The 23342-nt window shown below is 74.5% G+C and carries 21 protein-coding genes and 3 pseudogenes; 13 read left to right on the top strand and 11 right to left on the bottom strand.

Features of this window, described 5'->3' with window-relative positions; genetic code table 11:
• Positions 1 to 192 precede the first annotated feature (192 nt).
• Together purN and purH are read left to right on the top strand one after the other, a co-directional pair.
• The gene (gene purN, locus FB457_RS02575; protein WP_145780640.1) at positions 193 to 840 is read left to right on the top strand and encodes a phosphoribosylglycinamide formyltransferase; all 648 of its coding nucleotides are present in this window, start codon (positions 193 to 195) and stop codon (positions 838 to 840) included.
• Entirely contained in the window at positions 833 to 2443 is a 1611-nt protein-coding gene (gene purH / locus FB457_RS02570) for a bifunctional phosphoribosylaminoimidazolecarboxamide formyltransferase/IMP cyclohydrolase (protein WP_145780638.1), read from the top strand. Before purN ends, purH begins: the two co-directional genes overlap by 8 nt.
• Before the next feature lie 78 nt (positions 2444 to 2521).
• On the opposite strand, the gene FB457_RS02565 is transcribed toward purH, so the two are convergent.
• On the bottom strand, positions 2522 to 3109 hold the full coding sequence (locus FB457_RS02565; RefSeq protein WP_047017644.1) for a hypothetical protein: 588 nt from the start codon (positions 3107 to 3109) through the stop codon (positions 2522 to 2524).
• Between the two features lie 111 nt (positions 3110 to 3220).
• Here FB457_RS02565 and FB457_RS02560 point away from each other — a divergent pair, with 111 nt between their 5' ends.
• From FB457_RS02560 to FB457_RS35835, 6 genes are all read left to right on the top strand, one after another.
• Complete coding sequence (locus FB457_RS02560; protein WP_047017645.1) at positions 3221 to 4165, top strand: bifunctional methylenetetrahydrofolate dehydrogenase/methenyltetrahydrofolate cyclohydrolase; 945 nt, start codon at positions 3221 to 3223, stop codon at positions 4163 to 4165.
• Positions 4165 to 4548 (top strand): DUF3017 domain-containing protein, encoded by a 384-nt coding sequence (locus FB457_RS02555; protein ID WP_047017646.1) that lies wholly within the window; start codon positions 4165 to 4167, stop codon positions 4546 to 4548. Before FB457_RS02560 ends, FB457_RS02555 begins: the two co-directional genes overlap by 1 nt.
• Before the next feature lie 195 nt (positions 4549 to 4743).
• On the top strand, positions 4744 to 6207 hold the full coding sequence (locus FB457_RS02550; protein WP_145780636.1) for a helix-turn-helix domain-containing protein: 1464 nt from the start codon (positions 4744 to 4746) through the stop codon (positions 6205 to 6207).
• A 187-nt stretch (positions 6208 to 6394) separates the two neighbouring features.
• Complete coding sequence (locus tag FB457_RS02545) at positions 6395 to 7393, top strand: malate dehydrogenase (protein WP_047017648.1); 999 nt, start codon at positions 6395 to 6397, stop codon at positions 7391 to 7393.
• A 423-nt stretch (positions 7394 to 7816) separates the two neighbouring features.
• On the top strand, positions 7817 to 8005 hold the full coding sequence (gene rpmF / locus FB457_RS02540; protein WP_486588907.1) for a 50S ribosomal protein L32: 189 nt from the start codon (positions 7817 to 7819) through the stop codon (positions 8003 to 8005).
• 203 nt (positions 8006 to 8208) lie between these two features.
• Entirely contained in the window at positions 8209 to 9693 is a 1485-nt protein-coding gene (locus tag FB457_RS35835) for a hypothetical protein (protein ID WP_145780634.1), read from the top strand.
• Between the two features lie 64 nt (positions 9694 to 9757).
• On the opposite strand, the gene FB457_RS02530 is transcribed toward FB457_RS35835, so the two are convergent.
• A complete protein-coding gene (locus FB457_RS02530; RefSeq protein ID WP_047020307.1) occupies positions 9758 to 10495 on the bottom strand; it encodes an isocitrate lyase/PEP mutase family protein in 738 nt (245 codons plus the stop codon).
• A gap of 5 nt (positions 10496 to 10500) precedes the next feature.
• The gene (locus FB457_RS02525) at positions 10501 to 10971 is read right to left on the bottom strand and encodes a carboxymuconolactone decarboxylase family protein (protein WP_047017650.1); all 471 of its coding nucleotides are present in this window, start codon (positions 10969 to 10971) and stop codon (positions 10501 to 10503) included.
• Positions 10972 to 11017: 46 nt separating this feature from the next.
• Between FB457_RS02525 and pdxR the strand changes: the two genes are divergently transcribed.
• Positions 11018 to 12526 (top strand): MocR-like pyridoxine biosynthesis transcription factor PdxR, encoded by a 1509-nt coding sequence (gene pdxR, locus FB457_RS02520; RefSeq protein ID WP_047017651.1) that lies wholly within the window; start codon positions 11018 to 11020, stop codon positions 12524 to 12526.
• A 58-nt stretch (positions 12527 to 12584) separates the two neighbouring features.
• Here the strand turns inward: pdxR and FB457_RS02515 are convergent, their stop codons facing one another.
• The 3 genes and pseudogenes from FB457_RS02515 to FB457_RS02505 all read right to left on the bottom strand — a co-directional run bounded on the left by FB457_RS02515 (position 12585) and on the right by FB457_RS02505 (position 15386).
• Positions 12585 to 14045, bottom strand: a complete 1461-nt coding sequence (locus FB457_RS02515; RefSeq protein WP_145780632.1) for a metallophosphoesterase — start codon at positions 14043 to 14045, stop codon at positions 12585 to 12587.
• A gap of 151 nt (positions 14046 to 14196) precedes the next feature.
• Positions 14197 to 14424, bottom strand: a pseudogene (locus tag FB457_RS35830) (SCO4848 family membrane protein); the annotation flags it as partial.
• A gap of 86 nt (positions 14425 to 14510) precedes the next feature.
• Positions 14511 to 15386 (bottom strand): glycosyltransferase family 2 protein, encoded by an 876-nt coding sequence (locus tag FB457_RS02505; RefSeq protein ID WP_145780630.1) that lies wholly within the window; start codon positions 15384 to 15386, stop codon positions 14511 to 14513.
• 140 nt (positions 15387 to 15526) lie between these two features.
• Here FB457_RS02505 and FB457_RS02500 point away from each other — a divergent pair, with 140 nt between their 5' ends.
• A complete protein-coding gene (locus tag FB457_RS02500) occupies positions 15527 to 16081 on the top strand; it encodes a GNAT family N-acetyltransferase (RefSeq protein ID WP_145780628.1) in 555 nt (184 codons plus the stop codon).
• On the opposite strand, the pseudogene FB457_RS02495 reads toward FB457_RS02500, so the two are convergent.
• Both FB457_RS02495 and FB457_RS02490 read right to left on the bottom strand, forming a co-directional pair.
• Positions 16050 to 16825, bottom strand: a pseudogene (locus FB457_RS02495) (class I SAM-dependent methyltransferase). The gene FB457_RS02500 and the pseudogene FB457_RS02495 sit on opposite strands and share 32 nt — an antisense overlap.
• Before the next feature lie 14 nt (positions 16826 to 16839).
• On the bottom strand, positions 16840 to 17619 hold the full coding sequence (locus FB457_RS02490) for a hypothetical protein (RefSeq protein ID WP_145780626.1): 780 nt from the start codon (positions 17617 to 17619) through the stop codon (positions 16840 to 16842).
• 171 nt (positions 17620 to 17790) lie between these two features.
• On the opposite strand from FB457_RS02490, the gene FB457_RS02485 reads away from it, so the two are divergent.
• Positions 17791 to 19170: a D-alanyl-D-alanine carboxypeptidase family protein gene (locus FB457_RS02485; protein ID WP_047017656.1), complete on the top strand. Its 1380-nt coding sequence runs from the start codon at positions 17791 to 17793 to the stop codon at positions 19168 to 19170.
• Here FB457_RS02485 and FB457_RS35825 read toward each other — a convergent pair.
• The 3 genes and pseudogenes from FB457_RS35825 to trpS form a co-directional block, all read right to left on the bottom strand.
• Positions 19087 to 19812 (bottom strand): annotated as a pseudogene (locus tag FB457_RS35825) (YihY/virulence factor BrkB family protein); the annotation flags it as partial. The gene FB457_RS02485 and the pseudogene FB457_RS35825 sit on opposite strands and share 84 nt — an antisense overlap.
• Before the next feature lie 194 nt (positions 19813 to 20006).
• A complete protein-coding gene (locus FB457_RS02475) occupies positions 20007 to 20588 on the bottom strand; it encodes a 2'-5' RNA ligase family protein (protein WP_047017658.1) in 582 nt (193 codons plus the stop codon).
• Positions 20589 to 20608: 20 nt separating this feature from the next.
• Positions 20609 to 21628, bottom strand: a complete 1020-nt coding sequence (gene trpS / locus FB457_RS02470; protein WP_047017659.1) for a tryptophan--tRNA ligase — start codon at positions 21626 to 21628, stop codon at positions 20609 to 20611.
• Here trpS and FB457_RS02465 point away from each other — a divergent pair.
• Together FB457_RS02465 and FB457_RS02460 are read left to right on the top strand one after the other, a co-directional pair.
• The gene (locus tag FB457_RS02465) at positions 21627 to 22430 is read left to right on the top strand and encodes an RNA polymerase sigma factor (RefSeq protein WP_186461914.1); all 804 of its coding nucleotides are present in this window, start codon (positions 21627 to 21629) and stop codon (positions 22428 to 22430) included. The genes trpS and FB457_RS02465 overlap by 2 nt on opposite strands.
• Positions 22420 to 23268, top strand: a complete 849-nt coding sequence (locus tag FB457_RS02460; protein ID WP_253911393.1) for a hypothetical protein — start codon at positions 22420 to 22422, stop codon at positions 23266 to 23268. The genes FB457_RS02465 and FB457_RS02460 overlap by 11 nt, the downstream gene beginning before the upstream one ends.
• Positions 23269 to 23342 lie beyond the last annotated feature (74 nt).

Genomic DNA, 23342 nt, shown 5'->3' with positions numbered 1-23342 from the left:
CGTGCGGCCGGGGCGCGTGCGCGGGCGCGCGTAACTGCTACCGGAGACGCTACCCCGCCCGGCCTGGCGCGGCCCCGCCAGGGGACGCCCGGTATGGTGGCAGACGTCCGCCGCCCCTCCCCGGGACCCCTGGCACCCCAGGGTCTCGCGGCCCGTACGGACACACAATCGCCCGCCGAAGAGAGATCCCCCGTGGTTCCGCATGCGCCCGCCCGCCTCGTCGTGCTCGTCTCCGGCTCCGGTACGAACTTGCAGGCCCTGCTCGACGCCGTCGCCGAGCAGGGGGCGGACGCCTACGGCGCCGAGGTCGTCGCGGTCGGCGCCGACCGTTCCGCCGAGGCCGGCGCCGCCGGGCTGCTGCGCGCGGAGCGCGCCGGGCTGCCGACGTTCGTCTGCCGGGTCCGGGACTTCGCCACCCGCGCCGAGTGGGACCGGGCGCTGGCCGAGGCCACGGCCGCGTACGAGCCGGACCTCGTGGTCTCGGCCGGGTTCATGAAGATCGTGGGGAAGGAGTTCCTGGCCCGCTTCGGCGGCCGGTTCGTCAACACCCACCCCGCGCTGCTCCCCAGCTTCCCCGGTGCCCACGCCGTACGTGACGCGCTCGCGCACGGCGTGAAGGTCACCGGGTGCACCGTCCACTTCGTCGACGAAGGCGTCGACACCGGCCCGATCATCGCGCAGGGCGCGGTCGAGGTCCGCGAGGAGGACCACCGGGACGGGGGCGAGGTGCTGCACGAGCGCATCAAGGCAGTCGAACGGCGGCTGCTCGTCGACGTCGTGGGCCGGCTGGCCCGGGACGGGTACCGCGTCGAGGATCGAAAGGTTCGGTTCGGTGAGTAATTCTGGGTCCCCGGGCAAGGCAGGTTCCGCGTCGGACGAGGCTGCCGGGGCTGACTCCCGGCGGCCGGTACGCCGCGCGCTGATCAGCGTCTACGACAAGACCGGTCTGGAGGAGCTGGCCCGCGGCCTGCACGGGGCCGGGGTCGCGCTCGTCTCCACCGGCTCGACGGCCGCGCGCATCGCCGCAGCGGGAGCACCGGTGACGAAGGTCGAGGAGCTGACCGGCTTCCCCGAGTGCCTGGACGGCCGGGTCAAGACCCTGCACCCGCGGGTGCACGCCGGGCTCCTCGCCGACCTGCGCCTCGACGACCACCGGCGGCAGCTCGCGGAGTTGGGCGTCGAGCCGTTCGAACTGCTGGTGAGCAACCTCTACCCCTTCGCCGAGACCGTCGCCTCCGGCGCCTCGCCCGACGAGTGCGTCGAGCAGATCGACATCGGCGGCCCGTCGATGGTCAGGGGCGCGGCGAAGAACCACCCGTCGGTCGCCGTCGTCGTCAACCCGGCGCGCTACGACGAGGTGCTCAAGGCCGTCGCGGACGGCGGCTTCGACCTGGCGCAGCGCAAGCGGCTCGCGGCGGAGGCGTTCCAGCACACGGCGGCGTACGACGTGGCCGTGGCCAACTGGTTCGCCGCGGACTACGCCCCCGCGGACGAGGGACCGCAGGACTTCGTCGGCGCCGCCTACACCCGGCTCAACCCCCTGCGCTACGGCGAGAACCCCCACCAGGCCGCCGCCCTCTACACCGACGGCTCCGGCGCGGGCCTGCCCGGCGCCGAGCAGGTGCACGGCAAGGAGATGTCGTACAACAACTACGTCGACACCGAGGCCGCCCGCCGCGCCGCGTACGACCACGAGCGCCCCTGCGTCGCCATCATCAAGCACGCCAACCCCTGCGGCATCGCCGTCGCCGACGACGTCGCCGGGGCCCACCGCAAGGCGCACGCCTGCGACCCCGTGTCCGCATACGGCGGCGTGATCGCCGTCAACCGGCCGGTGTCGAAAGCCATGGCCGAGCAGGTCGCGGAGATCTTCACCGAGGTCATCGTGGCGCCGGAGTACGAGGACGGGGCGCTGGAGGCGCTGACGCGGAAGAAGAACCTCCGCATCCTGCGCAGCGCCGGGACCCCGCAGCGGGGGCGCGAGTTCCGGCCCCTCGACGGCGGGCTGCTGGTCCAGGAGCGGGACGTCTTCCAGGCCGCGGGCGACGAACCGGCCGGCTGGCGGCTCGCCGCGGGCGCGGGCCTCGACGCGGCCGGTCTCGCGGACCTGGCGTTCGCCTGGCGGGCGTGCCGCGCGGTGAAGTCCAACGCGATCCTGCTGGCGAAGGACGGCGCCACCGTCGGCGTCGGCATGGGCCAGGTCAACCGCGTCGACTCGGCGAAGCTCGCCGTGCAGCGCGCGGGCGCGGAGCGCGCGGCCGGGGCGTACGCCGCCTCGGACGCCTTCTTCCCCTTCCCCGACGGGCTTGAGGTGCTGCTCGACGCGGGGGTACGGGCCGTGGTGCAGCCGGGCGGCTCGATCCGCGACGAGCAGGTGGTCGAGGCCGCGCAGAAGGCGGGCGTGACCATGTACCTCACGGGCGCACGGCACTTCTACCACTGAGGACCGCCGGGCCGGACGGCACATACGGACGGAGCCCCGCCTTCGCCGGCGGGGCTCCGTCCGTATGCCTCACGAACGTCACGGCCTGGGACGCGCGAACCAGCGCCCTGAGTCGCGGTTCGCGACCATCACGATCGAGATGATGCCGAGCGCGATCCAGATGATGCCGAGCGGGAGCGCCAGCACGCCGAAGAGGATGAGGAAGCTCAGCCATACGATGCTGCCGACGCGCACGCCGCCCGCGCCCCTGCCGAAGAGCGAGGCGAGGACGATGCCCAGGATCGCGTGCACCAGGTAGATGCCGGCGACCACGGCCACCGCCTCGGCCGGTACCTCGACGCCCGAGCCTTCCTGGAAACCGTCCTCGAAATCGTCCTTCGCCACCGCGATGCCGATGAGCAGCAGGAGCGAGAGCAGGGACTGCAGCCCGGCCGAGATGAACATCATGATGCGGGCGGCGGTCGCCTTGCCCGGGATGCTCGTGGGGTAGTCGCCGCCACCGCCGTACGGTCCTGCGCCGCCCGGGTATGCCGGGTACGGCTGGCCGGCGCCGGGGTACTGCGGGTAGCCGTAGGGCTGTTGCTGCTGCTGGGCAGGCTGCTGCTGCGCCTGCTGTTGCTGGCCCTGGGGCCCGCCGTAGGGGTTGTTCTGGTCGGGGAGGCTCACGGTGCCCTTCTTCCGCGGTTATGGACGTACTGACACACTGACCTGGCCCGAGGACGGCTGTCCAGCCCGGCTGATTGGTCTGTTACCCGCAGCATCGGGGAGGATGGGGCCATGACCGCCCAGATTCTCGACGGCAGGGCCACCGCGGCCGCGATCAAGTCCGAGCTTGCCACGCGCGTGCAGGCGCTCAAGGGCCGGGGTGTCACGCCCGGTCTCGGCACCCTCCTGGTCGGCGACGACCCGGGCAGCCAGAAGTACGTCGCGGGCAAGCACCGCGACTGCGCCGAAATCGGCATCGCCTCCATCCAGCGCGAGCTGCCCGCGACGGCCACGCAGGAGCAGATCGAGGCGGTCGTCCGCGAGCTGAACGAGGACCCGGACTGCACCGGCTACATCGTGCAGCTCCCGCTGCCGCGGGACATCGACGAGAACCGGGTGCTGGAGCTGATCGACCCGGCCAAGGACGCCGACGGGCTGCACCCCACGAACCTCGGCCGGCTCGTGCTCAACGAGCCCGCGCCGCTGCCCTGTACCCCGAACGGCGTCATCCGGCTGCTGCGCCAGTTCGGCGTCGAGCTGAACGGGGCGCACGTCGTGGTCGTCGGGCGCGGCGTCACCATCGGCCGGTCGTTGCCGCTGATGCTCACCCGCAAGTCCGAGAACGCCACGGTCACCCAGTGCCATACCGGCACCCGCGACCTGGCCGGGCACCTCCGGCAGGCCGACATCGTCGTGGCCGCGGCCGGCTCGCCGCACCTGATCAAGCCGGCGGACATCCGCCCGGGCGCGGCCGTCCTCGACGTCGGCGTGAGCCGCGACGAGCACGGCAAGATCGTCGGGGACGTGCACCCGGGCGTCGCGGACGTCGCGGGCTGGCTGTCGCCGAACCCGGGCGGGGTGGGGCCGATGACGCGGGCGATGCTGCTGGTCAACGTCGTGGAGGCGGCGGAGGCCGCGGCTGGGGTGAGCGGGGCGGGTGGCGGGTCCGGGATCTCCGGCACGGCGGGTGCCGCCGGTACGTCCGGGATGGGCACGGCCGCGCCGGCGGCGCCGTGATGGCCCGCCGCACGGCGTTCCCCACCCGTGGCACCGTCCGCCCCGAGGGCGGCGGCCGGGCGGCGTCCGGCAAGGCCCCGCCGCCCGTGCGGCAGTGGCCGATACTCCTGGTGCTCGCGATAGCGGCGGCCGGACTGATCACGGTGGCCGCGGGCCCGTTCCGCGAGGGCACGCTGATCCTCGGCGGGTCACTGCTCGTCGGCGGCGTGCTGCGCGGGACGGTACCGGAGGTGGGCATGCTGGCGGTGCGGTCCCGGTTCACCGACATCGTGACGTTCGGGGTGCTGGGCCTGGCGATCGTGCTGCTGGCGCTGGTCGCGATGCCGGACCCGTGGCTCGAGGTGCCTTTCCTGGAAGACGCGGTCCACTTCTCCGTACGCTGACGGGCGGTCGCCCGCGCGAGGCACCGGGAGTCGGCGAGGGGGACCGGCGGGGGTCTGCGAGAGGGCCGGGGCCGGGTCGGCGCAGGGAGCCGGCGAGGGGCGGGTTCGTACCCGGGATCTCCACGTCCGCGCTGGCAGATGCGATGCTGGAGCGGGAGCGCGGCAGGGGGACCAAGGGGGAACAAGGGAGTAGCGATGGCTCGCTGGAAGGAGCTGCCCGAGGAGCTCGACCCGCAGATACGGGACTTCGCCGCGCACATGCGCCGGCTGGTCGACCGCAGCGGCCTGACCGTGTCGGAGGTCGCGGACCGCACCGGGTACAGCAGGTCGTCGTGGGAGCGCTACCTCAACGGGCGGCTGATGCCGTCGCGCGAGTCGGTCGTCGCGTTCGCGGAGGTGACGGGCGCGCGGGACGACCAGCTCATGACCGAGTGGAGCGCGGCGGACCGCGCCTGGAGCCGGGCGGAGCTGCGGAACCGGTCGGCGCTGCGCGCCCTCCGGGCGGCGGAGCCCGGCCCTGACGACCCGCAGGACCCGGAGCCCGGCCGCCAGGGGCGCGGACTCCGCGGAGTCCTGGGCCGGGGCAGGGGACGCGGCGAGGAGACACCCGGCGCGGGGGAGACGGCGCGCCTCGGGGGCGCCGGAGGTGCGGCGCAGGGTGCGGAGAGGCCCGTACACCCGGACGCGACGGAGCGCTCGGCGGTACGTCCCGGACCTCCGCCGCCGCCGGAGAGGCGGGCGACGAGGGCTGCCGGGGAGGGTGACGCGGGAGCGGGAACAGGAGCCGGGGAGAGGACCGCCGCGGCGGCGGGAGTTGGACGCGGTGCGGAGGCGGGGGCCGACACCGGTGCCGATGCCGGGACCGACTCCGGTGCCGATGCCGGGACCGACGCCGGGGGCGAGGCCGGAAGCAGCGCCGTCGACCCCGCCGCCCGGGACGCCGACGAGACCACCAAACTCCGCGCCCTCTCCCGCCCCACCCCGCCGCCCGCACCGGAGCCGGCCGGCGAGACGGCGCCTACCCGGCCGATATCCACCGCCCCCGCCCCGGCCCCGCCCGCCGCGGCGCCCCCGCGGAAGAACTGGCCCCTGCGCCGCGTGCTCCTCGCCGGCCTCGTCACCCTGCTGCTCACCGGCGGCGGCGCCGGCGTCGTCTACGTCGGCCACGGCCTGATCTCCGACCCCGGCGTCGAGGAGCAGCAGAAGCCCCGCGGCGGTCCGCCGCCCGGCTCCGGCCCGACCGGGAAGACCTCGGGCCCGGGGTCCGGCTCCGGCTCGCCGTCCGGGTCCGCGGAGTTGCCCGAGGGCGTGGAGTGCCGCGGCGACGGCTGCACGGGCAAGGACGCCGACGAGATGGGCTGCGGCGGCGAGTTCGCCCGTACGACCACGGAGACGACCATCGGCGACATGGTCCTGGAGATCCGCTACAGCGAACCCTGCCAGGCGGCGTGGGCAAGGATCACCGCGGCGGAGCCCGGCTCGACGGTCACCGCGCTGGCCGAGGTACCGGGCGAGGAGCCGGTCCGCGAGGACTCGTCGGCCGGGACGAGCGAGGGCTACACGGCGATGGTCGTGGCGGAGGAGCTGGACACCGTACGGGCGTGTGCGGAGCTGCCGGACGGGACCGCGGCCTGCACGAAGGGCACGCTGCCGTCGTAGGCGCCGTGGCCGCGGTGGTGGCCGGGGTGGTGACCGTGGCCGCCGCGGCCCTCGTGACCGGGCCCACACCGGCCGCCCTCCGGCACTCCGTGCCAGTCGGATAGATTGACCCCGGGGGCACGGCTGCCCTTGGCCGCCCGGGCCCCGCCCAGCCCGTACGTCGCGCCCCCTCATCGGAGAGATCACCATGACCCGCACTCCCGACAGCCCCGTCACCGTCACCGTCACCGGCGCGGCCGGGCAGATCGGCTACGCGCTGCTCTTCCGTATCGCCTCCGGCCAGCTCCTCGGCCCGGACGTACCGGTCAAGCTGCGGCTGCTGGAGATCACCCCGGCCCTCGGCGCCGCCGAGGGCACGGCGATGGAGCTCGACGACTGCGCGTTCCCGCTGCTGCGCGGCATCGACATCACCGACGACCCGAACGTCGCCTTCGCCGGCGCCAACGTCGCGCTGCTCGTCGGCGCCCGCCCGCGTACGAAGGGCATGGAGCGCGGCGACCTGCTGGAGGCCAACGGCGGCATCTTCAAGCCGCAGGGCAAGGCCATCAACGACCACGCCGCGGACGACATCAAGGTCCTCGTCGTCGGCAACCCCGCCAACACCAACGCGCTCATCGCCCGCGCCGCCGCCCCGGACGTGCCCGCCGAGCGCTTCACGGCGATGACCCGCCTCGACCACAACCGGGCGCTGTCGCAGCTCGCCAAGAAGACGGGCGCGGCGGTCGGCGACATCAAGAAGCTGACGATCTGGGGCAACCACTCGGCGACCCAGTACCCGGACGTCTTCCACGCCGAGATCGCCGGGAAGAACGCCGCCGAGGTCGTCAACGACGAGAAGTGGCTGGCCGACGAGTTCATCCCGACCGTCGCCAAGCGCGGCGCGGCCATCATCGAGGCGCGCGGCGCCTCGTCGGCGGCGTCGGCGGCCAACGCGGCGGTGGACCACGTGTACTCGTGGGTCAACGGCACGGCGCAGGGCGACTGGGTCTCGATGGGCATCCCGTCGGACGGCTCCTACGGCGTGCCCGAGGGGCTGATCTCGTCGTACCCGGTGACGTGCGCGGACGGTGCGTACGAGATCGTGCAGGGGCTGGAGATCAACGACTTCTCGCGGGCCCGCATCGACGCCTCGGTGAAGGAGCTCGCGGAGGAGCGCGAGGCGGTACGGGCTCTCGGTCTGGTCTGAGCCAGGCGCTGCTGTTCTGCGGCTTGCCGCTTGCTGCGTTGCCGCGGCGGGTCCTCTTCGGGAGGGCCCGCCGCGGCTTTGTGCGTGGTGGGGGCGTGGCGGGGATATTCGGTTGCGGCCTGCCGTTGGTGGTCTCTACGGTCGGGCGCATGGTCTCCGAGCCGGTCGACACACCCGACGCGCACTAGCGCCCTTGCGCCGGCCCCGCGGGTAGCGGGGCTGCTTCGGCTTGCCCTGCTCGACCCTCTCGTCTCCGGGACGTTTCCCCGTGCTTCCTCAGCCGCCTTTGCTCCGCGCCTTCGTGCGTGCGCGTCCGTACGTGCATCCAGACACAGCCCTGGTTCTCCGGCCCCTGGTCGGGCGGGATCCCCCGCCCGCGTTCGCCGCACCGCAGCGAACGTCCACCGGAGGAAGGAAACCAGCGTGTCCAGCTCCATGTTCAGGAAGAAGTCGCGGGCCCGCGTCCGCCACCACCGCGCGCAGTGGCGCGGCCGGGTCTCCGTGCCCGCGCTGATGACGTGCCCGAACGCGGCGTGCGGCGAGCCCAAGCCGCTGCACACCGCGTGCCCGAACTGCGGGCAGTACAAGGGGCGTCAGGTCCACCGCCCGTAGTGCGTGAGGACACCCCGCCCGGGCTTCCCGGCCCGGGCGGGGGTGCCGGTTCGTGCGGGGGAGGCCGAGTGGGGGCGCGAGGGGCCGAGTCCTCGGTACGGTTCGGTGTGCCGGCGGAGGGTGCGGTGCCGGGGGCGAGTCCGGGCGGGCGTGCTGCGTTGCCCGTGCGGGGCTCTCGGAGACCTGGGGGACAGGAGACTGACATGAGCAGCGGCGGGCCGTACGGGGACGAGGACGCACAGCAGCGGCGGCAGGAACCGGAGGCCCCGCCACCACCGGCGATCCCGCCGTGCCCGGCGGAGGCGCCGGCGGGGGCGGAGGCGGGGGGCTCTGAGGCGCGTGCGGGTGACGAGGAGTCAGCGTTGTCGCCACCGGAGGACCGGGTCCCGGAGGACGGGGTCCCCGAGGAGAGGGAGCCGGAGGAGAGGGAGCCGGAGGAGAGGGAGCCGGAGGACTGGGCGCCGGAGGACAGGGTCCCCGGCCAGGCCGCGGAAGACGGGGACGAGGCGGACGACGCGGACGAAGTGTCGGCCAACTCCGGTGCGGAGCGGGCGTGGTGGGAGGACCGGGCGGCGGACGCGCCGTCGGCGGGGCCGGACTGGGCGGCGGACGGCAAGGACGGCGTACCGCCGCGGCCGACCGTGGCGCCGCCGACCGCGCCCGACGTGTCCGAAGCCCGCGGGCCCATCCCACCGCCACCGGCCACCGCACCCGACTGGGGCGCGCCGGGCGGCCCCGGCGCGCAGGCCCCGCCCCCGCCCGCGGAGTTGCCGACGCAGTCCGCCCAGCCGCCGCCCCCCACCGCACCGGGCTGGGGCCCGGAACCGGCCCCGGGGGTACTCCCTCCGCCGCGGGACGTGCCGACGCATCCCGCGCCGGGGTACCCGGCGGCGCAGGGGCAGGAGCAGGCGCAGGAGCAGCCGTACGGCTACGGGCAGGACGCCTCGTACGACCCCTACGCCGCCCCCTACGCCCCGTACCCCGGCTACGAACTCGGCGTCGAGCCCGAGCGCCCGCGGCGACGCGGCGGGGTCATCGCGGCGGTGGTGGGTCTCGTGGTGATCGTGGCCGGCGGGCTCATCGCCGGCGGCTGGCTGCTGCTCAGCGGAGACGACGACGGCGAGCAGGCGGCAGAGCCGCGGCGCAGCGCCGCGGCGGACCCCAAGTCCCCGAAGGAGGAGCCTTCCCCGTCGTCCGAGCCCTCGGCGCCGTCGCCTTCGTCGTCGGAGCCCGAGGTGCCGCCCGGTTACGTCCTCGCGAGCGAGAACGGCTACTCGCTGGCCGTGCCGGAGGACTGGGAGCGGCGCGTCGACGGGGTGTCGGTGTTCTACGAAGAGCCGGTCGCGGGGGGCGCGTTCATCCAGGTCTACGAGGTCACCGAACAGGTCAGTCCGTACGAGGCGGTGCAGATCATCGAGGCCACGAAGGAGAACGCGGAAGGCTACCGGCTCAACGAAATGGCGGACCTGGGTCACTCCGCGGAGTACGACTACTCGTACATCGACGAGGACCTGGGCCCGCGACGCGTCTTGCTGCACGACCGGGAGACCGAGGACGGAAAGATGTACGCGCTTCTGGCCTCGGGCCCGGAGACGGCCTGGCCCCAACAGCGGGAGGTCGTGGACGAGATGGCGGTGTCGTTCTGCGCGGGGACGGAATGCGGGGCAGAGGCAACGGGCGGTGCGTGAGCCGGAGGGCCGTCTCCCGGCGTGGGCGGGCGGTGCGAGCCCGGCCGGCCCGCCCCCGCCGGCCTCACCCCCTCCCCAACTCCCTCGCCAGCTCCTCCACCCCCCTCAGCGTCCTCTCCAGCAACCCGCCCCCGAACGTGATCCTGCTCGCCCCCAGCCTCCCCAGCTCCGCCGGACCCGGGCCCCGGCCCTCCGCCGCCGCCAGGGCGTTGACCGGCAGGCCCGTCTCCTGCGCCAGCAGGCCCAGGTGCCTCGGCGGGGCCCCGATCGGATACACCCCGTCCGCCCCCGCCGCCGCGTACAGCCTCCCCCGTTCCACCGCCGCCCCCGGGTCCTCCACTCCGCGTACGAACGTGTCCACCCGGGCGTTGATGAAGAGCCCGTCCCCCGCCTCCGCCTTCACCTCCGCCAGGAACTCCGCCTGTTCCGCCGCGTCCCTCAGGGTCCTGCCCGGGTGCACCGTGTCCTCCAGGTTGCACCCCACCGCCCCCGCCTCCAGCAGCCGTTCGACCAGCTCCCGCGGCGGCAGGCCGTAGCCCGCCTCTACGTCCGCCGTCACCGGGACGTCCACGGCGCGCGTGATCCGCGTGATCGCCGCGAACATCTCCGCTACGGGCGTCGCCTCCCCGTCTCCGTAGCCCAGGGCCCGCGCGATGCCCGCGCTCGGCGTGGCCAGCGCCGCGAAGCCCGCGTCCGCGAAGACACGAGCGCTCGCCGCGTCCCACGGGCCCGGCAGCACCAGCGGGTCCCCCGCCTCCCTGCCGTGGTGCAGCGCCCGGAACTCCTCGGCTCTCCCCGCCACGCCCCTCACGCCCCCTGCTCGTACTGCCCCGGCCGGTAGTCCCCCGCCTCCGCCCTGCTCGTCACGCACCACCGGTTCCACGCGTTGATCACCGTCAGCACCCCGATCAGCCGCGCCAGTTCCTGCTCCCCGAAGTGCTTCGCCGCCCGCTCGTACACCTCGTCCGGGACGAACCCGTCCGTCAGCACCGTCACCGCCTCCGCCAGCGCCAGCGCCGCCCGCTCCTTCTCCGTGTACAGGTGGGGCACCTCCTCCCAGGCGTTCAGCAGGTACAGCCGCTGCTCCGTCTCGCCGGCCGCGCGCGCGTCCTTCGTGTGCATGTCGATGCAGTACGCGCAGTGGTTGATCTGGGAGGCGCGGAGCTTCACCAGTTCGCAGACGACCGGATCGAGGCCCTTCTTGGCCGCTTGCTCGACCCTGACCAGGGCGCGGTGGACGTCGGGGGCGAGTGCGAAGAGGTCGAGACGCTGTGTCATGCCTCCCACGCTAGATCTTCATATCCCAGATGTATGGTCCATTTCCATGTCGGATTCCTGGGCCACTTCAGCGGAGCTACGCGACTTCCACCGCTCCCTCGACCTGCACGTCGACGTACGCGCCGGCACCCGCGGCGCCGGTGCCGCGCTCATCAGGTCGCTGCGCGACGCGGTACGCACCGGGCGGCTCGCGCCCGGCACCCGGCTGCCGTCGTCCCGGGCGCTCGCCGCCGACCTCGGCGTGGCGCGCAACACGGTGGCCGGCGCGTACGCCGAACTCGTCGCCGAGGGGTGGCTCACCGCCCGGCAGGGCTCCGGCACCCGCGTCGCCGCCCGCAGCGAGGCGCGCCGGGTCACCACCCGGGCGCACGCCCGTGCGCACGAGCCGCCGCTCCACCCCCTCGACCGGCAGGCCGCCTACAACCTCCTCCCCGGCGCCCCCGACGCCGCCCGCTTCCCCCGCGCCGCCTGGGCCGCCGCCGCGCGGCGGGCGCTCACCGCGGCGCCCTCGGCGGCCTTCGGCCACCAGGGCCCCGGTGGGCGGGTCGAGTTGCGGCGGGCGCTCGCCGGGTATCTGGCGCGGGCGCGCGGGGTGTACGCGGAGCCGGAGCGGATCGTGGTCTGCGCCGGGTTCACCGGCGGGCTGCGGCTGCTGGCGGAGGTGCTGCGGGCCGAGGGCGCCCGGCGGGTCGCCGTCGAGCCGTACGGGCTCGGGCTGCACCGCCGCCTCCTCACCGACGCCGGGCTGCGGACGGTGCCGCTGCCGTACGACGAGGAGGGCATCGCCACCGCCGCCCTGCCCGCGACCGGCGCCGGCGCCGTCCTCCTCACCCCGGCGCACCAGTTCCCCACCGGCGTCCCCCTCGCCCCCGACCGGCGCGCGGCGGCCGTCGACTGGGCGCGGGCGACGGGCGGGGTGGTGCTGGACGACGACTACGACGGCGAGTTCCGCTACGACCGGCAGCCGGTGGGGGCGCTCCAGTCCCTCGACCCGGAGCACGTCGCGCACCTGGGCACGGCCAGCAAGAGCCTGTCGCCCGCGCTGCGGCTGGGCTGGATGGTGCTGCCGGAGCGGCTGTTGCGCGGGGTGCACGAGGTGCAGTCGCTGAGCCGTACGCCGCCGGGGGTGGTGGACCAGCTCACGCTCGCCGAGTTCCTCGACTCCGGCGGCTACGACCGCCACGTACGCGCCGCCCGCCAGCGCTACCGCCGCCGCCGGGACCGCCTCGTCGCCGAACTCGCCCGGCGGGCGCCCCGGGTGAGAGTCACCGGGATCGCGGCGGGCCTGCACGCCGTCGTACGGCTCCCGCCGAGCACCGAGCGGCGGGTGCTGGCGCGGGCGGCGCGGGAGGGGCTGGCGGTGGCCAGGCTGGGGGCGTACGAGTACGGCAACGCGGCGTGGGAGGAGGGCGGCGACTTCACCGCGCCGCCCCCGGCGGGGGAGGCGCCGGGGACGCAGGGGGAGGCGCTGGTGGTGGGGTACGGGACGCCGCCGGACCACCTGTACCCGGGGGCGCTGGAGGCGCTGTGCCGGGTGCTGGAGGCGGAGACGTAGGGGGTGCGGCCCCGTCCCGCGCAGGGGCGGGCGCGGGCCGTACGCATACGGGCGCCCCTCACGCCCCCGGCGACGCCAGCCGCACGATCGTGATGTCCGACGGCGCCCCCACCCGCACCGGCGGCCCCCACGCCCCCGCGCCGCGCGTGACGTACAACTGCGTGTCCCCGTACCGCTCCAGCCCCGCCAGCGTCGGGTTCGCCGCCTCCGCGATGTACGTCACCGGCCACATCTGCCCGCCGTGCGTGTGCCCCGACAACTGCAGGTCGACGCCGTGGTCCACCGCGTCGTGGATCACCACCGGCTGGTGCGCGAGCAGCACCGAGGCGCGGGAGGTGTCGCGGTCGCCGAGGGCGCGCGCGAAGTCCGGGGCCCTGCCGACGTCCTCGCCGGAGACGTCGTTGACGCCGGCGAGGTCGAAGCCGGCCAGCTCGGTACGGGCGTTCTCCAGCGGGTGCAGGCCGAGTTCGCGGAGGTGGTCGAGCCACTCGCCGGCGCCGTCGGCGCCGGCGAAGTACTCGTGGTTGCCGGTGACGAAGAACGTGCCGTCCGGCGCTGCCAACTGCCCCAGCGGCTCCGCGGCCGTCCCCAGGTGGTCGACGGAGCCGTCGACGAGGTCGCCGACGATGGCGACGAGGTCGGGGCGCTGGGCGTTGATCGTGTCGACGATCCGCTGGGTGTGACCGCGGCCGAGGACGGGACCGAGGTGGATGTCGCTGACGACGGCGATGCGGTAGCCGTGGGCGGACGCGGGCAGCTTGGTGAGGGGGACGGTGACGTTCTTGACCCTGGGCGCGCGGCCGAGCACGCCGTACGCCCCGTACGCGACGGTCCCGGCGGCGACGGCGGTGGCGCCGATCGCGACGGTACGGGCGACGAAGAGCCGCCGCGACACCTCGCCGCCCACCGGTGCGGAGGCGGGGTCGGCGCCGTCGGCGCGGCCGTCCGCGGAACCCTGGGAACCCGCCGCGCCCTCGTCCCCGGCCACGGTGGCCGGCCCGAGCCGCAGCGGCGCCTTCGTCCCCGTACCGCCGCCTCCGCCGCTACCGCCGCCTCCGCCGCCCGCGCCGCCGGCGGCCTCCGCGGCCACCTCGTCCGCCGCCTCCGCCGTCGCGACCTGCTGCGCCAGGGCCGCGACGGCCGCCTCGCGCTCCGCCTCGTCGACCGGCGCCGCGGCCCCCGTACCACCGCCGGCCCGCTGCGCCCGCCGCTCCAGCACCCGCAGCAGCACCGGCCCTACCAGCTCGCCCACCGCCAGCGCCAGCAGCAGATACAGCAGCAACGCCAGCCACATCAGCCCCGGCCATCCCAGCGCCTGCTGCACCGGCATCGGCGCCCCGGCCCGCTCCGAGGCCACCGTCGCGAACGCCATCAGCGGCAGCAGCACCACGACCGGCGTCGCCAGCCGCCGCGGCCAGCCGCCGCGCCGCATGGTGTCCCGGACCAGCCGCCGCCACACGTACCAGTGCGCCCCGGCGACGAGGAGCAGCATCCCGATCGCAATCGGCACGAAGACCACGGCCCTACCTCCCGGCCCGCGCCGCAGCGCCGCGCACGTCCCCGCCGGCGCCCCCGGCACCGTCAGAGCCGCCCGCGCCTGCGGCGCCGCCCGCGCGTGCCGCGCCGTCCCCCCGGCCGTGCCCGCCGCCCGCAGGCCCCTCCCCGGCCCGCCGCCCCGCCCGCACGCCGCGCAGGCCCAGCCACCCGATGGCCGTCCCCAGCGCGAAGGACGTCACGGCCAGCGTGAGGTGCACCCAGAAGTAGCCGGTGGGGTCGCCGTCCTCGAAGGCCAGCCCGCTGGAGTCCTTCCACAGATTCCGGATGAACGCGATCCAGATGAACCAGGACCACCCGCCGAAGGCGAGCAGAAACCAGGAGACACGGCGTGAGAGGTACATGCGACAAGCCTCGCACCCCGCCCCACGAACCCACGCCCGGGGCACTCTGAGCCCTCACCCCCGGGCCGCACGCCGCCCCCGGAGGGCTAGACGACCGGCGGCCGGCCGAGCCTGGACATGCGCCACACCGTCCGCCACCGCATGGGCCGCCGCCCGCCGCAGTCGGTCCGCATCCCTTCGGTGAACCCGCCGAACCACGCCCGCAGCCCCGCCGCCGACCGCACCCGCGCCAGGGTCAGCGCCAGCCAGGTGCCGAGATAGACCGGGACCAGCGGGAGCGGAAGGTGCCGGCGCGCCAGCCACACGCGGTTGCGGGCCGTCCTGCGGTAGTAGACCGCGTGCCGGGCGGGGGAGGTCTTCGGATGCTGGAGCAGCAGCTCGGGGTCGTAGACGACCTTCCAGCCGGCGTCCAGCGCCCGCCAGGCGAGGTCCGTCTCCTCGTGCGTGAAGAAGAAGTGGCCGGGCCAGGTGCCGACCTCGTCCAGCATGCGCATCGACAGGGCGTGCCCGCCGCCGAGGAAGGTGGTCACCTCTCCGCCGCGCATCGGGTCGCCGGACCGCAGCCGGGGTACGTGCCGCCGCTGGGTGGCGCCGGAGGCGTCGGCGATACGGAAGCTGACGACGCCCAGCCGTTCGTCGGCGGCGTAGTGGTCGCGGAGCCGGGCGAAGACCTCCTCGTCGACCAGGAGCCCGTCGTCGTCAAGGTCGACGACCACGTCCACGTCCCCGGAGGCGCGGAGTTCCTTGATCGCGACGTTGCGCCCGCCCGAGACGCCCAGGTTGTCGCTCAGCTCGACGGCGGTCACGCCGCCGCCGAGATCCGGCAGCCGGCATCCGTTGCCGACGACCACCACCCGCGCGGCCGGCACGCTCTGCGCGGCCACCGACTCCAGCAGGGCGGCGAGTTCGGCGGGGCGCGTTCCCATGGTCAGGACGGCGACCCCGAGGCGCGGTACGGACACGGCGGCACTCCAGACCTCGACGGCGGTGCCCGCGATGCTAACCGTTCACCACCCGGCCACCCTGTGTAGCGCCGCCGGTGGCCCTGGGCCCGGGGGTAATCCGGTGGCGGGGGTGGTGGGGGGCGGGTGAGGATCGGGGGGTGGGTGTGTTTCTGGAGACGTCGCGGCTCGTGTTGCGGCCGTTCGGTGCCGGCGATGTCGATCTTCTCGTCGCTCTGGACGGCGATCCCGCCGTCATGCGGTTCATCAACGGCGGCCGTCCCACCAGCCGCGAGGCGGTCGAGACGCGGGTGCTGCCGCGGCTGCTCCGCGACTATCCGTGGGGGACCCGCGGGTACTGGGCCGCGGAGGAGAAGGGCGGCGGGTTTCTGGGCTGGTTCGAGTTCCGGCCGGTGGAGGCGGACAGTCCCGCCGTGATCGAGCTGGGGTACCGGCTCAACCGGTCGGCCTGGGGGCGCGGCTACGCCACCGAGGGCTCGCGCGCGCTCATCGACAAGGGGTTCACGGACCTCGGCGTCGAGCGGGTCACCGCCAACACCATGGCCGTCAACGCCGGTTCCCGCCGCGTGATGGAGAAGTCGGGCCTGACCCTCGTACGGCACTTCACGGGCGACTGGCCGGAGCAGATCGAGGGCTCGGAGCACGGTGAGGTCGAGTACGCGCTCACGCGGAGCGGGTGGGAACGGACCCGGTAGCCGCCGGCGGCGCCTCGGCCGTGAAGAAGAGGAAGCAGGTCTTGGTCGCGAGGTCGTCGTAGGCGTCGGGAAGCAGCTCACGTCCCGCCGGATCCGGCCGCGGCTCGCTGAGGACCGCGAGGAGGAAGCCGGCCGCGGGGAAGGCGTCGGTCATCGCGTGCAGCGGCCTGCGCCAGAACGTCATCGGGACGGTCCGCCCGCCGAAGCTCCAGTCGAAGGTGTAGCTGGTGGTCGCGGAGTAATCGGGCCGCGGCTCCCGGTGCGTGTACGCGACGAAGGGGTGGTCCACGGACGCGATCAGCCGCCCGCCGGGCCTGAGCACGCGCCGCATCTCCGCGAGCGTAGGGCCCCAGTCCTCCAGGTAGTGCAGGACCAGCGACGCGACCACGTCGTCGAACGTCCCGTCACCGAACGGCAGGCGCTCGCGGAGGTCGGCCCGGTGCAGGTCCGCGCCGTCGCCGAGCCGCCGCGCGGCCAGCGCCAGCATTCCCGCGCTCGCGTCGACACCGGTGACGACCGCCCCGCGGTCGCGGAGCGCGGCCGTCAGCGGGCCCGCGCCGCAGCCGGCGTCGAGTATGCGCCGGCCGGTCACGTCGCCGGCGAGGGCCAGCATCGCGGGCCGCTCGTAGGAGCGTTGACGAGGCTGGTCTCGTTCTCCGCCGCGTACGCCTCGGCGTAGGCGTCGTAGTCGTTCACCCCGGCCCGGGCTCCGGCCTCGCCCGCGTCATCGTCGATACGTGCCATCGCCGCAGCCTAGATCACGGAGTCCCGGGCGGATCGCGCCAATCCCGGCCTTCGGGGCGGTAGTCCGCCCGCTGGCCCCGGTTGAGGTTCCGGGCCAGGCATACCTGGCACTCGACCCAGCCGGTCTTCCCCTCCTCGTTGGTACGGGCCACGCGGACCGGGCGGTCGTGGTCGGTGAACCCGTTGGCCTCGTACCGCGCCAGCGTCTCCTCGGCGGCGAACCCCCACATCTCGCCCACGTACATCTTCTTCTCGCAGAAGTCGCACACGTCGGCGACCTCCGGCTTCTTCACCGACTCCGGCCACGAGCCGTGGACCCGCTCCCACCCCAGGGCCGCGAAGAGCACGCAACCCGCCGGGTCCACCGCACCGTTGTCGTCGGAGATGTGGTCGTTCAGCGCGTCCGCGCGTGCCGCCGCCCGGTCGAAGATGAAGAACTCGCTGCACCGCTCGCAGACCGCCCACGGGGTGTTGCTGGAGACGTGCTGCCGCAGGAAGTCGTCGAACACGGACGGCAGCCGGTCCTCCGGAAGGAACATCTCCCACACCGCTTTGTTCGTCGCGAAGCAGTCCGCCCAGTGGGCCTCGGAGATCATCACCGTCCTGGTGGGGAGGTAGTACGCGTCCGCGCGTGCCACGGCGGCGTTGCAGCAGTCGCACACCAGGTCGTCACCACCGCGGCCGGCGCCCCCGCCGCCACTCCCGCCACCGTCGCCGTCCCCCCGCGGTGCCGCCGTGCCGCCCCGCCCCCGGCCCGCGCGCCCGCCGAACAGCCTGTCCCTGATCCATCCCATGCCCACCCCTCCTCCACCGGCGACGGTCGTACGCTCAGCGTAGAACCGGGGCCCGGGACCCCTCCCGTGTCCCACCGCCCCCATCCGGGGGCGCTCCTCGGCCAACTAGCGCACCTCGGTGTCCACATCGAGGGCGACTCCAGGTAGGTTCGCGACGTGCCGACATCTCATGTGACTATCCGCGGCGCCGCGCTCGCCGCCGCCGCCACGCTCCTGTCGCTCGGGGGCGTCGCGCCCGCCGCGGCCCAGGACGACAAGCCGCGGCCGCCCGATCAGATGTCGAACGTCGGCGGCACCCTTCTCGGCCAGCCGGGCACCCACGTCGATCTCGGCAGCGGCGCCCCCGAGCTGCCGAAGAAGCTCACCGGCAGGTCCTGGGTCGTCGCCGACGCCGAGAGCGGCGCGGTGCTCGCCGCGCACAACGCGCACTGGAAGCTGCCCCCGGCCAGCACGCTGAAGATGCTCTTCGCCGACACCCTGTTGCCCCTCTTCAACAAGGAGGAGAAGCACAAGGTCGCCGCCGAGGAACTGGAGGGCATGGGCGCGGGCAGCAGCCTCGTCGGCATCAAGGAGAACCTCACCTACACCGTCCGCGAGCTGTGGCTCGGGGTCTTCCTGCGGTCAGGCAACGACGCCGTGCACGTGCTGTCGGCCATGAACGGCGGCGTCGACGCCACGGTGCAGGCCATGAACGAGCGGGCGCGCGAGCTGGGCGCCGAGGACACGCACGTGGTCAGCCCCGACGGGTACGACGCGAAGGGGCAGACGTCCAGCGCGTACGACCTGACGCTCTTCGCCCGCGCCGGCATGCAGAACCCGGACTTCCGCGCGTACGCCGCTACTCCCCGGGCGAAGTTCCCGGGCGGGAAGAAGGGCAAGAAGCGCGAGTACTTCGAGATCCAGAACACCAACCGGCTGCTCACCGGCGACGTCGACGTGGACGTCTACAAGGGCATCGCCGGCATCAAGAACGGCAACACCACCAACGCCGGCGCCACCTTCACCGGCGTCGCCGAGCGCGACGGACGGGTGCTGCTCGTCACCGTCATGCACCCCGACGAGGGCGAGTCGAACGCCGTCTACAAGGAGGCCGGCAAGCTGCTGGACTGGGGCTTCAAGGCGGCGCCCGCCGTGCAGCCGGTCGGCGAGCTGGTCCCGCCCGAGGGCATGCGGAACGAGGACGCCGCCGGCAAGGACACCGATCAGGGCGCCGAAAAGAACGCCGGCGGCACCCAGGGCTCCGGCGACGAGGCGTCCGCCTCCGACGGCGCCAGGCCCACCGCCGCGGACGGCGAGGAGGAGGGCGGCGTCGGCACGGCGCTCGCCATCACGATCGGCTCAGTCGCGCTGCTCGCCATCGTCGCCTACGTCATCCACCGCCGCTGGCCGCTTCCCGACCTCGTCGGGCGTGGCCGTCCAGGCGGCGCAATAGAGCAGGAGGCGGGCCATGAAGTTGATCCAGATGACGAGCGCGACGGGGACGCCGAAGGCGCCGTAGACGCTCCGTCCGGCGACGCCGCTGAAGTAGCCGCTGAGAAGAAGCTTGAGTAGCTCGAAGCCCACCGCCCCGGCGAGCGCCGCCTCCACCACCCGCCGCCGCGGCGGGTGGACTCCGGGCAGCCGGGTCAGGACGTAGACCAGCAGCAGGAACCCCGCGGTCACGGCGGCGGCGAACGCGGCCGCCTCCAGCACCGCGCCGCCCCAGCCGCCCTCCTCGATGCCGATCGCGCCCAGCACCGCGCCGGCGGCGGTCGTGGCCGTGATCGAGACGGTGAGCGAGACGAGCACCGTGCCGCCGAGCCCGAAGAGGATGAGGGCGTCCTTGCCCTTGCCGAGGAACAGGTTCTCGGAGACGTCGGCCCGGTCCCACACCGCGCGCAGGGCGTCGCGCAGGGTGCTGATCCAGTTGACGCCGGTGAACAGGAGCGCGGCCAGCGAGATCAGGCCCACCGTGCCGGCGTTCGCGAAGAGGCCGCCGAGGTCGAGCCGGTCGGAGATGCCGGGCACCTGCTCGGTGATCCATTTCTCGACGTCCTTGCGCCGGCTGTCGCTGAGGATGGCGGCGGAGATCGCGGCGGCGCTGGTGAGCAGGGGGAAGAGGGCGACGAAGCTGCTGAACGTCACGGCCCCGGCGAGCCGGCTCCAGTGCCGGGCCTGGACGTACGCGAAGGCCCGGTAGGGGCGGGTGCGCATGAGGCGGGCGAGGTGCGGGCCGACGGCGGGCAACCTGGTCAGCCACTCCACGCCGCACTCCTGCCGTCGCGTCCCCCGAAGCCGCCGCCGGGTGCGCGGCTGGCCGTACGAACCGGCGTATGCCCCGGAAACGCCAGGTTATCTAGGGGGAGGGTGGGGAAAGCGGTGCGGCACGCTCGGTGCGGCGCTCCGCCTCAGCCCGGCGACGGTGCCGGCTCGGAGCGCGTCTGCGCCGGCACCTCGAGCGCCGAGTCGCCGCCGAAGCGGAACTCCCGCTCCAGCCGCCACACGCCCTCCGCGTCCTGCTCGTACAGCGAGAACCCGGTCACCGGCCACGCCGCCTCGAAGTCCGCCAGCTCCGCCGCCGCCCGGTCCATCGCCGCCTCGTCTATGTCGTGGGCGATCGTCACATGCGGGTGGTACGGGAACTGCAGTTCCCTCGCCAGCGGCCCGGAGGCGTCCCGGACCATCTTCTGCAGCCAGGAGCAGGCCGCCGCGCCCTCCACGACCTGCACGAAGACCACCGGTGTCAACGGCCGGAACGTGTCCGTACCGCTCAGCCGCATCGGGAAGGGCACCCCGCACTCGGCGATCTGCGCCAGGTGCCGCTCGATCCGCGGCAGCGCCGCGGCGTCGACGGCGGTCGGCGGCAGCAGCGTGATGTGCGTGGGAATGCCGTGGGCCGCGGTGTCGCCGAAGCCGATCCGGCGCTGCTGCAGCAGGCTGCCGTACGGCTCCGGGACGGCGATCGATACACCGACCGTCACGGTCCCCACAAGCGTCTCCTTCACGGCCCTCAGTGCTTGGCGGGCAGGAAGCCCACCTTGTCATATGCCTCGGCAAGTGTCTCCGCCGCGACCGTACGCGCCTTCTCCGCGCCCTTGGCCAGCAGCGAGTCCAGGGTCTCCGGGTCGTCCAGATACTCCTGGGTCCGGGAGCGGAAGGGCGTCACCCACTCGGTCACCACCTCGGCGAGATCGGTCTTGAGCGCACCGTAGCCCTTGCCCGTGTACTTCTGCTCCAGTTCGGCGACGGTGGCGCCGGTGAGCGTCGAGTAGATGGTGAGGAGGTTGCTGACGCCGGGCTTGGCCTCCGGGTCGTAGCGGATCTCGGTGTCCGTGTCCGTCACCGCGCTCTTGATCTTCTTCGCGGAGGACTTCGGCTCGTCGAGGAGGTTGAGCAGGCCCTTGGGCGAGGACGCGGACTTGCTCATCTTCACCGTCGGGTCCTGGAGGTCGTAAATCCGGGCCGTCTCCTTGAGGATGTACGGCGCGGGGACGGTGAACGTGCGGCCGTAGCGGGTGTTGAAGCGCTCGGCGAGGTCGCGGGTGAGCTCGATGTGCTGGCGCTGGTCCTCGCCGACCGGGACGGCGTCGGCCTGGTAGAGCAGGATGTCGGCGATCTGGAGGACCGGGTACGTGAAGAGGCCGACGGTCGTGTTGGCCGTGCCCTGCTTGGCGGCCTTGTCCTTGAACTGCGTCATGCGGGACGCCTCGCCGAAGCCGGTGAGGCAGTTCATCACCCAGCCGAGCTGCGCGTGCTCGGGCACGTGGCTCTGCACGAACAGCGTGCAGCGCTCCGGGTCGAGACCGGCGGCGAGGAGCTGCGCGGCGGCCAGGCGCGTGCTGGCGCGCAGCTCCTGGGGGTCCTGGGGGACCGTGATCGCGTGCAGGTCCACCACCATGTAGAACGCGTCGTGCGTCTCCTGGAGGGCCACCCACTGGCGGACGGCGCCGAGGTAGTTGCCGAGGTGGAACGAGCCGGCGGTGGGCTGGATGCCGGAGAGCACGCGGGGGCGACGGGTCGGGGCTGCCATGGGGCTCATTCTCTCAGGTGCGGAACGTGTTGCGGCCCGGCGGTGTAGGGAGGGTGCGGGGGCCGCCGGCGGCGGTCCGCGGGCGGTCCGTGCGCCGGGCCGGTGGGCGGCGGGGGAAGGGGCGGCGATCAGCGGGGACGGTGCGGGCGAGGCGCGGCTGGTGGCGCGCGTACGGAACGGGGAGACCGAGGCGTACGCGGAACTGGTGCGCGCCCACGCGGAGACCGCGCACCGGCTCGCGCTGCTGCTGGGAGCCGGCGCGGAGGCGGAAGACGTGGTGCAGAACGCCTTCATCAAGGCATACCGGGCGCTCGGCGGCTTCCGGGACGGGGCCGCCTTCCGCCCGTGGCTGCTGCGGATCGTCGCCAATGAGACCAAGAACACAGTGCGCGCCGCGGCCAGGCGCCGGGCGACGACCGAGCGCGCGGGCGCGCTGGCGGGCGCGACGGGGGCGGGCGGTGCGGGGGTGGCCGCGGAGGACCTGGCGGGGCGGGCGCTGGCGGTGGAGCGGCGGGAGGAGCTGGTGACGGCGCTGCGGGCGCTGCGGGAGCGGCACCGGGAGGTGGTGATCCACCGGTACCTGCTGGACCTGGACGAGGCGGAGACGGCCGCGGCGCTGGGGGTGGCGCGGGGGACGGTGAAGTCCCGGCTGAGCAGGGCGCTGCGGGAGCTGGCGCGGCTGCTGGGGGAGGACGGCGGGCTGCGGGACGGGGCGGCCGGCGGGGTTCGGGGTCGCGGGGGACGGGGCCGCGGGGGCGCGGCCGCGGGGGAGCCGGAAGGGGGCGGGGCCGGTGGGGCGTGAGCCGGAAGGGCTTGAGGGGCTGGAGGAGGAACTGCGCGCTCTGGCGCGGTCGCCGGCCGGGGGCGGCGCGGGGGCGCCCGGCGGTGGTCCGGTGGCTCGGGCGGAGACGGCCGGCGGGACCGGGGTGGACGTCGAGGGGGTCGTCGCGGGGGTGATGGGGCGGGTCGCGGGGGAGCCCGTGCCCGTCGCGGGGTGGCGGGCGCGGGTACGGCGCCGGGTGCGGGGGCGGCGGCGGGTGCTGCTCGCCGGGTTCGCGGCGGTGCTGGTGGGGCTGGTGCTGGCGGCCCCCGTACGGGCGGGGGTGGCGTCGTTCTTCGACTTCGGCGGCGTCGCGGTACGGACCGCGCCGTCCTCGGCGCCGTCCGGCCCCGGCGCCCCGCCCCCCGGTGCCGTCCCGGGCTGCGGCGCGCTGACCCTCGACGCCGCCGCCCGCCGCGCGGGTTTCCGGCCGCCGGTGCCGCCCAGGCTGGGGGCGCCGGACGCGGCGGGCGTCTCGGCGGACGGACGGATGGTGTCGCTGTGCTGGGCGGCCGGGCGCGGGGCGGGTGGCGACGCGGTGCGGCTGGATGCGTTCCGGGGGACGCTCGACCCGCTCGTCGGCAAGACGTCGCCGGTGCCGCCGGAGTGGGAGCAGGTCGGCACCGGCACGGCGCTCTGGTTCCCCGAGGCGCACCGCCTGGAGTTGCTCCTGCGCGCCCCGGGCGGCAGCACGTACACCCGTACCGTCCGCACCGCGGGCCCCACCCTCCTCTGGCAGGGCCCGGACGGGCTGACCCTCCGACTCGAAGGCGTCCCGGCCAAGCAGGAGGCCCTGCGCCTCGCGGAGTCCGTGTCGTGAGGCGGGGCGTGCGGAACCGGGGCGCCGGTCGCGGTGTACGGAGGGCGGGGCCCGGTTCGTACGGGAGCGGGCCC

This window comes from Streptomyces sp. CNZ287, from assembly GCF_007827615.1.
Note: the sequence above shows the minus strand (reverse complement) of the source record. Positions and strands in the feature narration are given on the sequence as shown.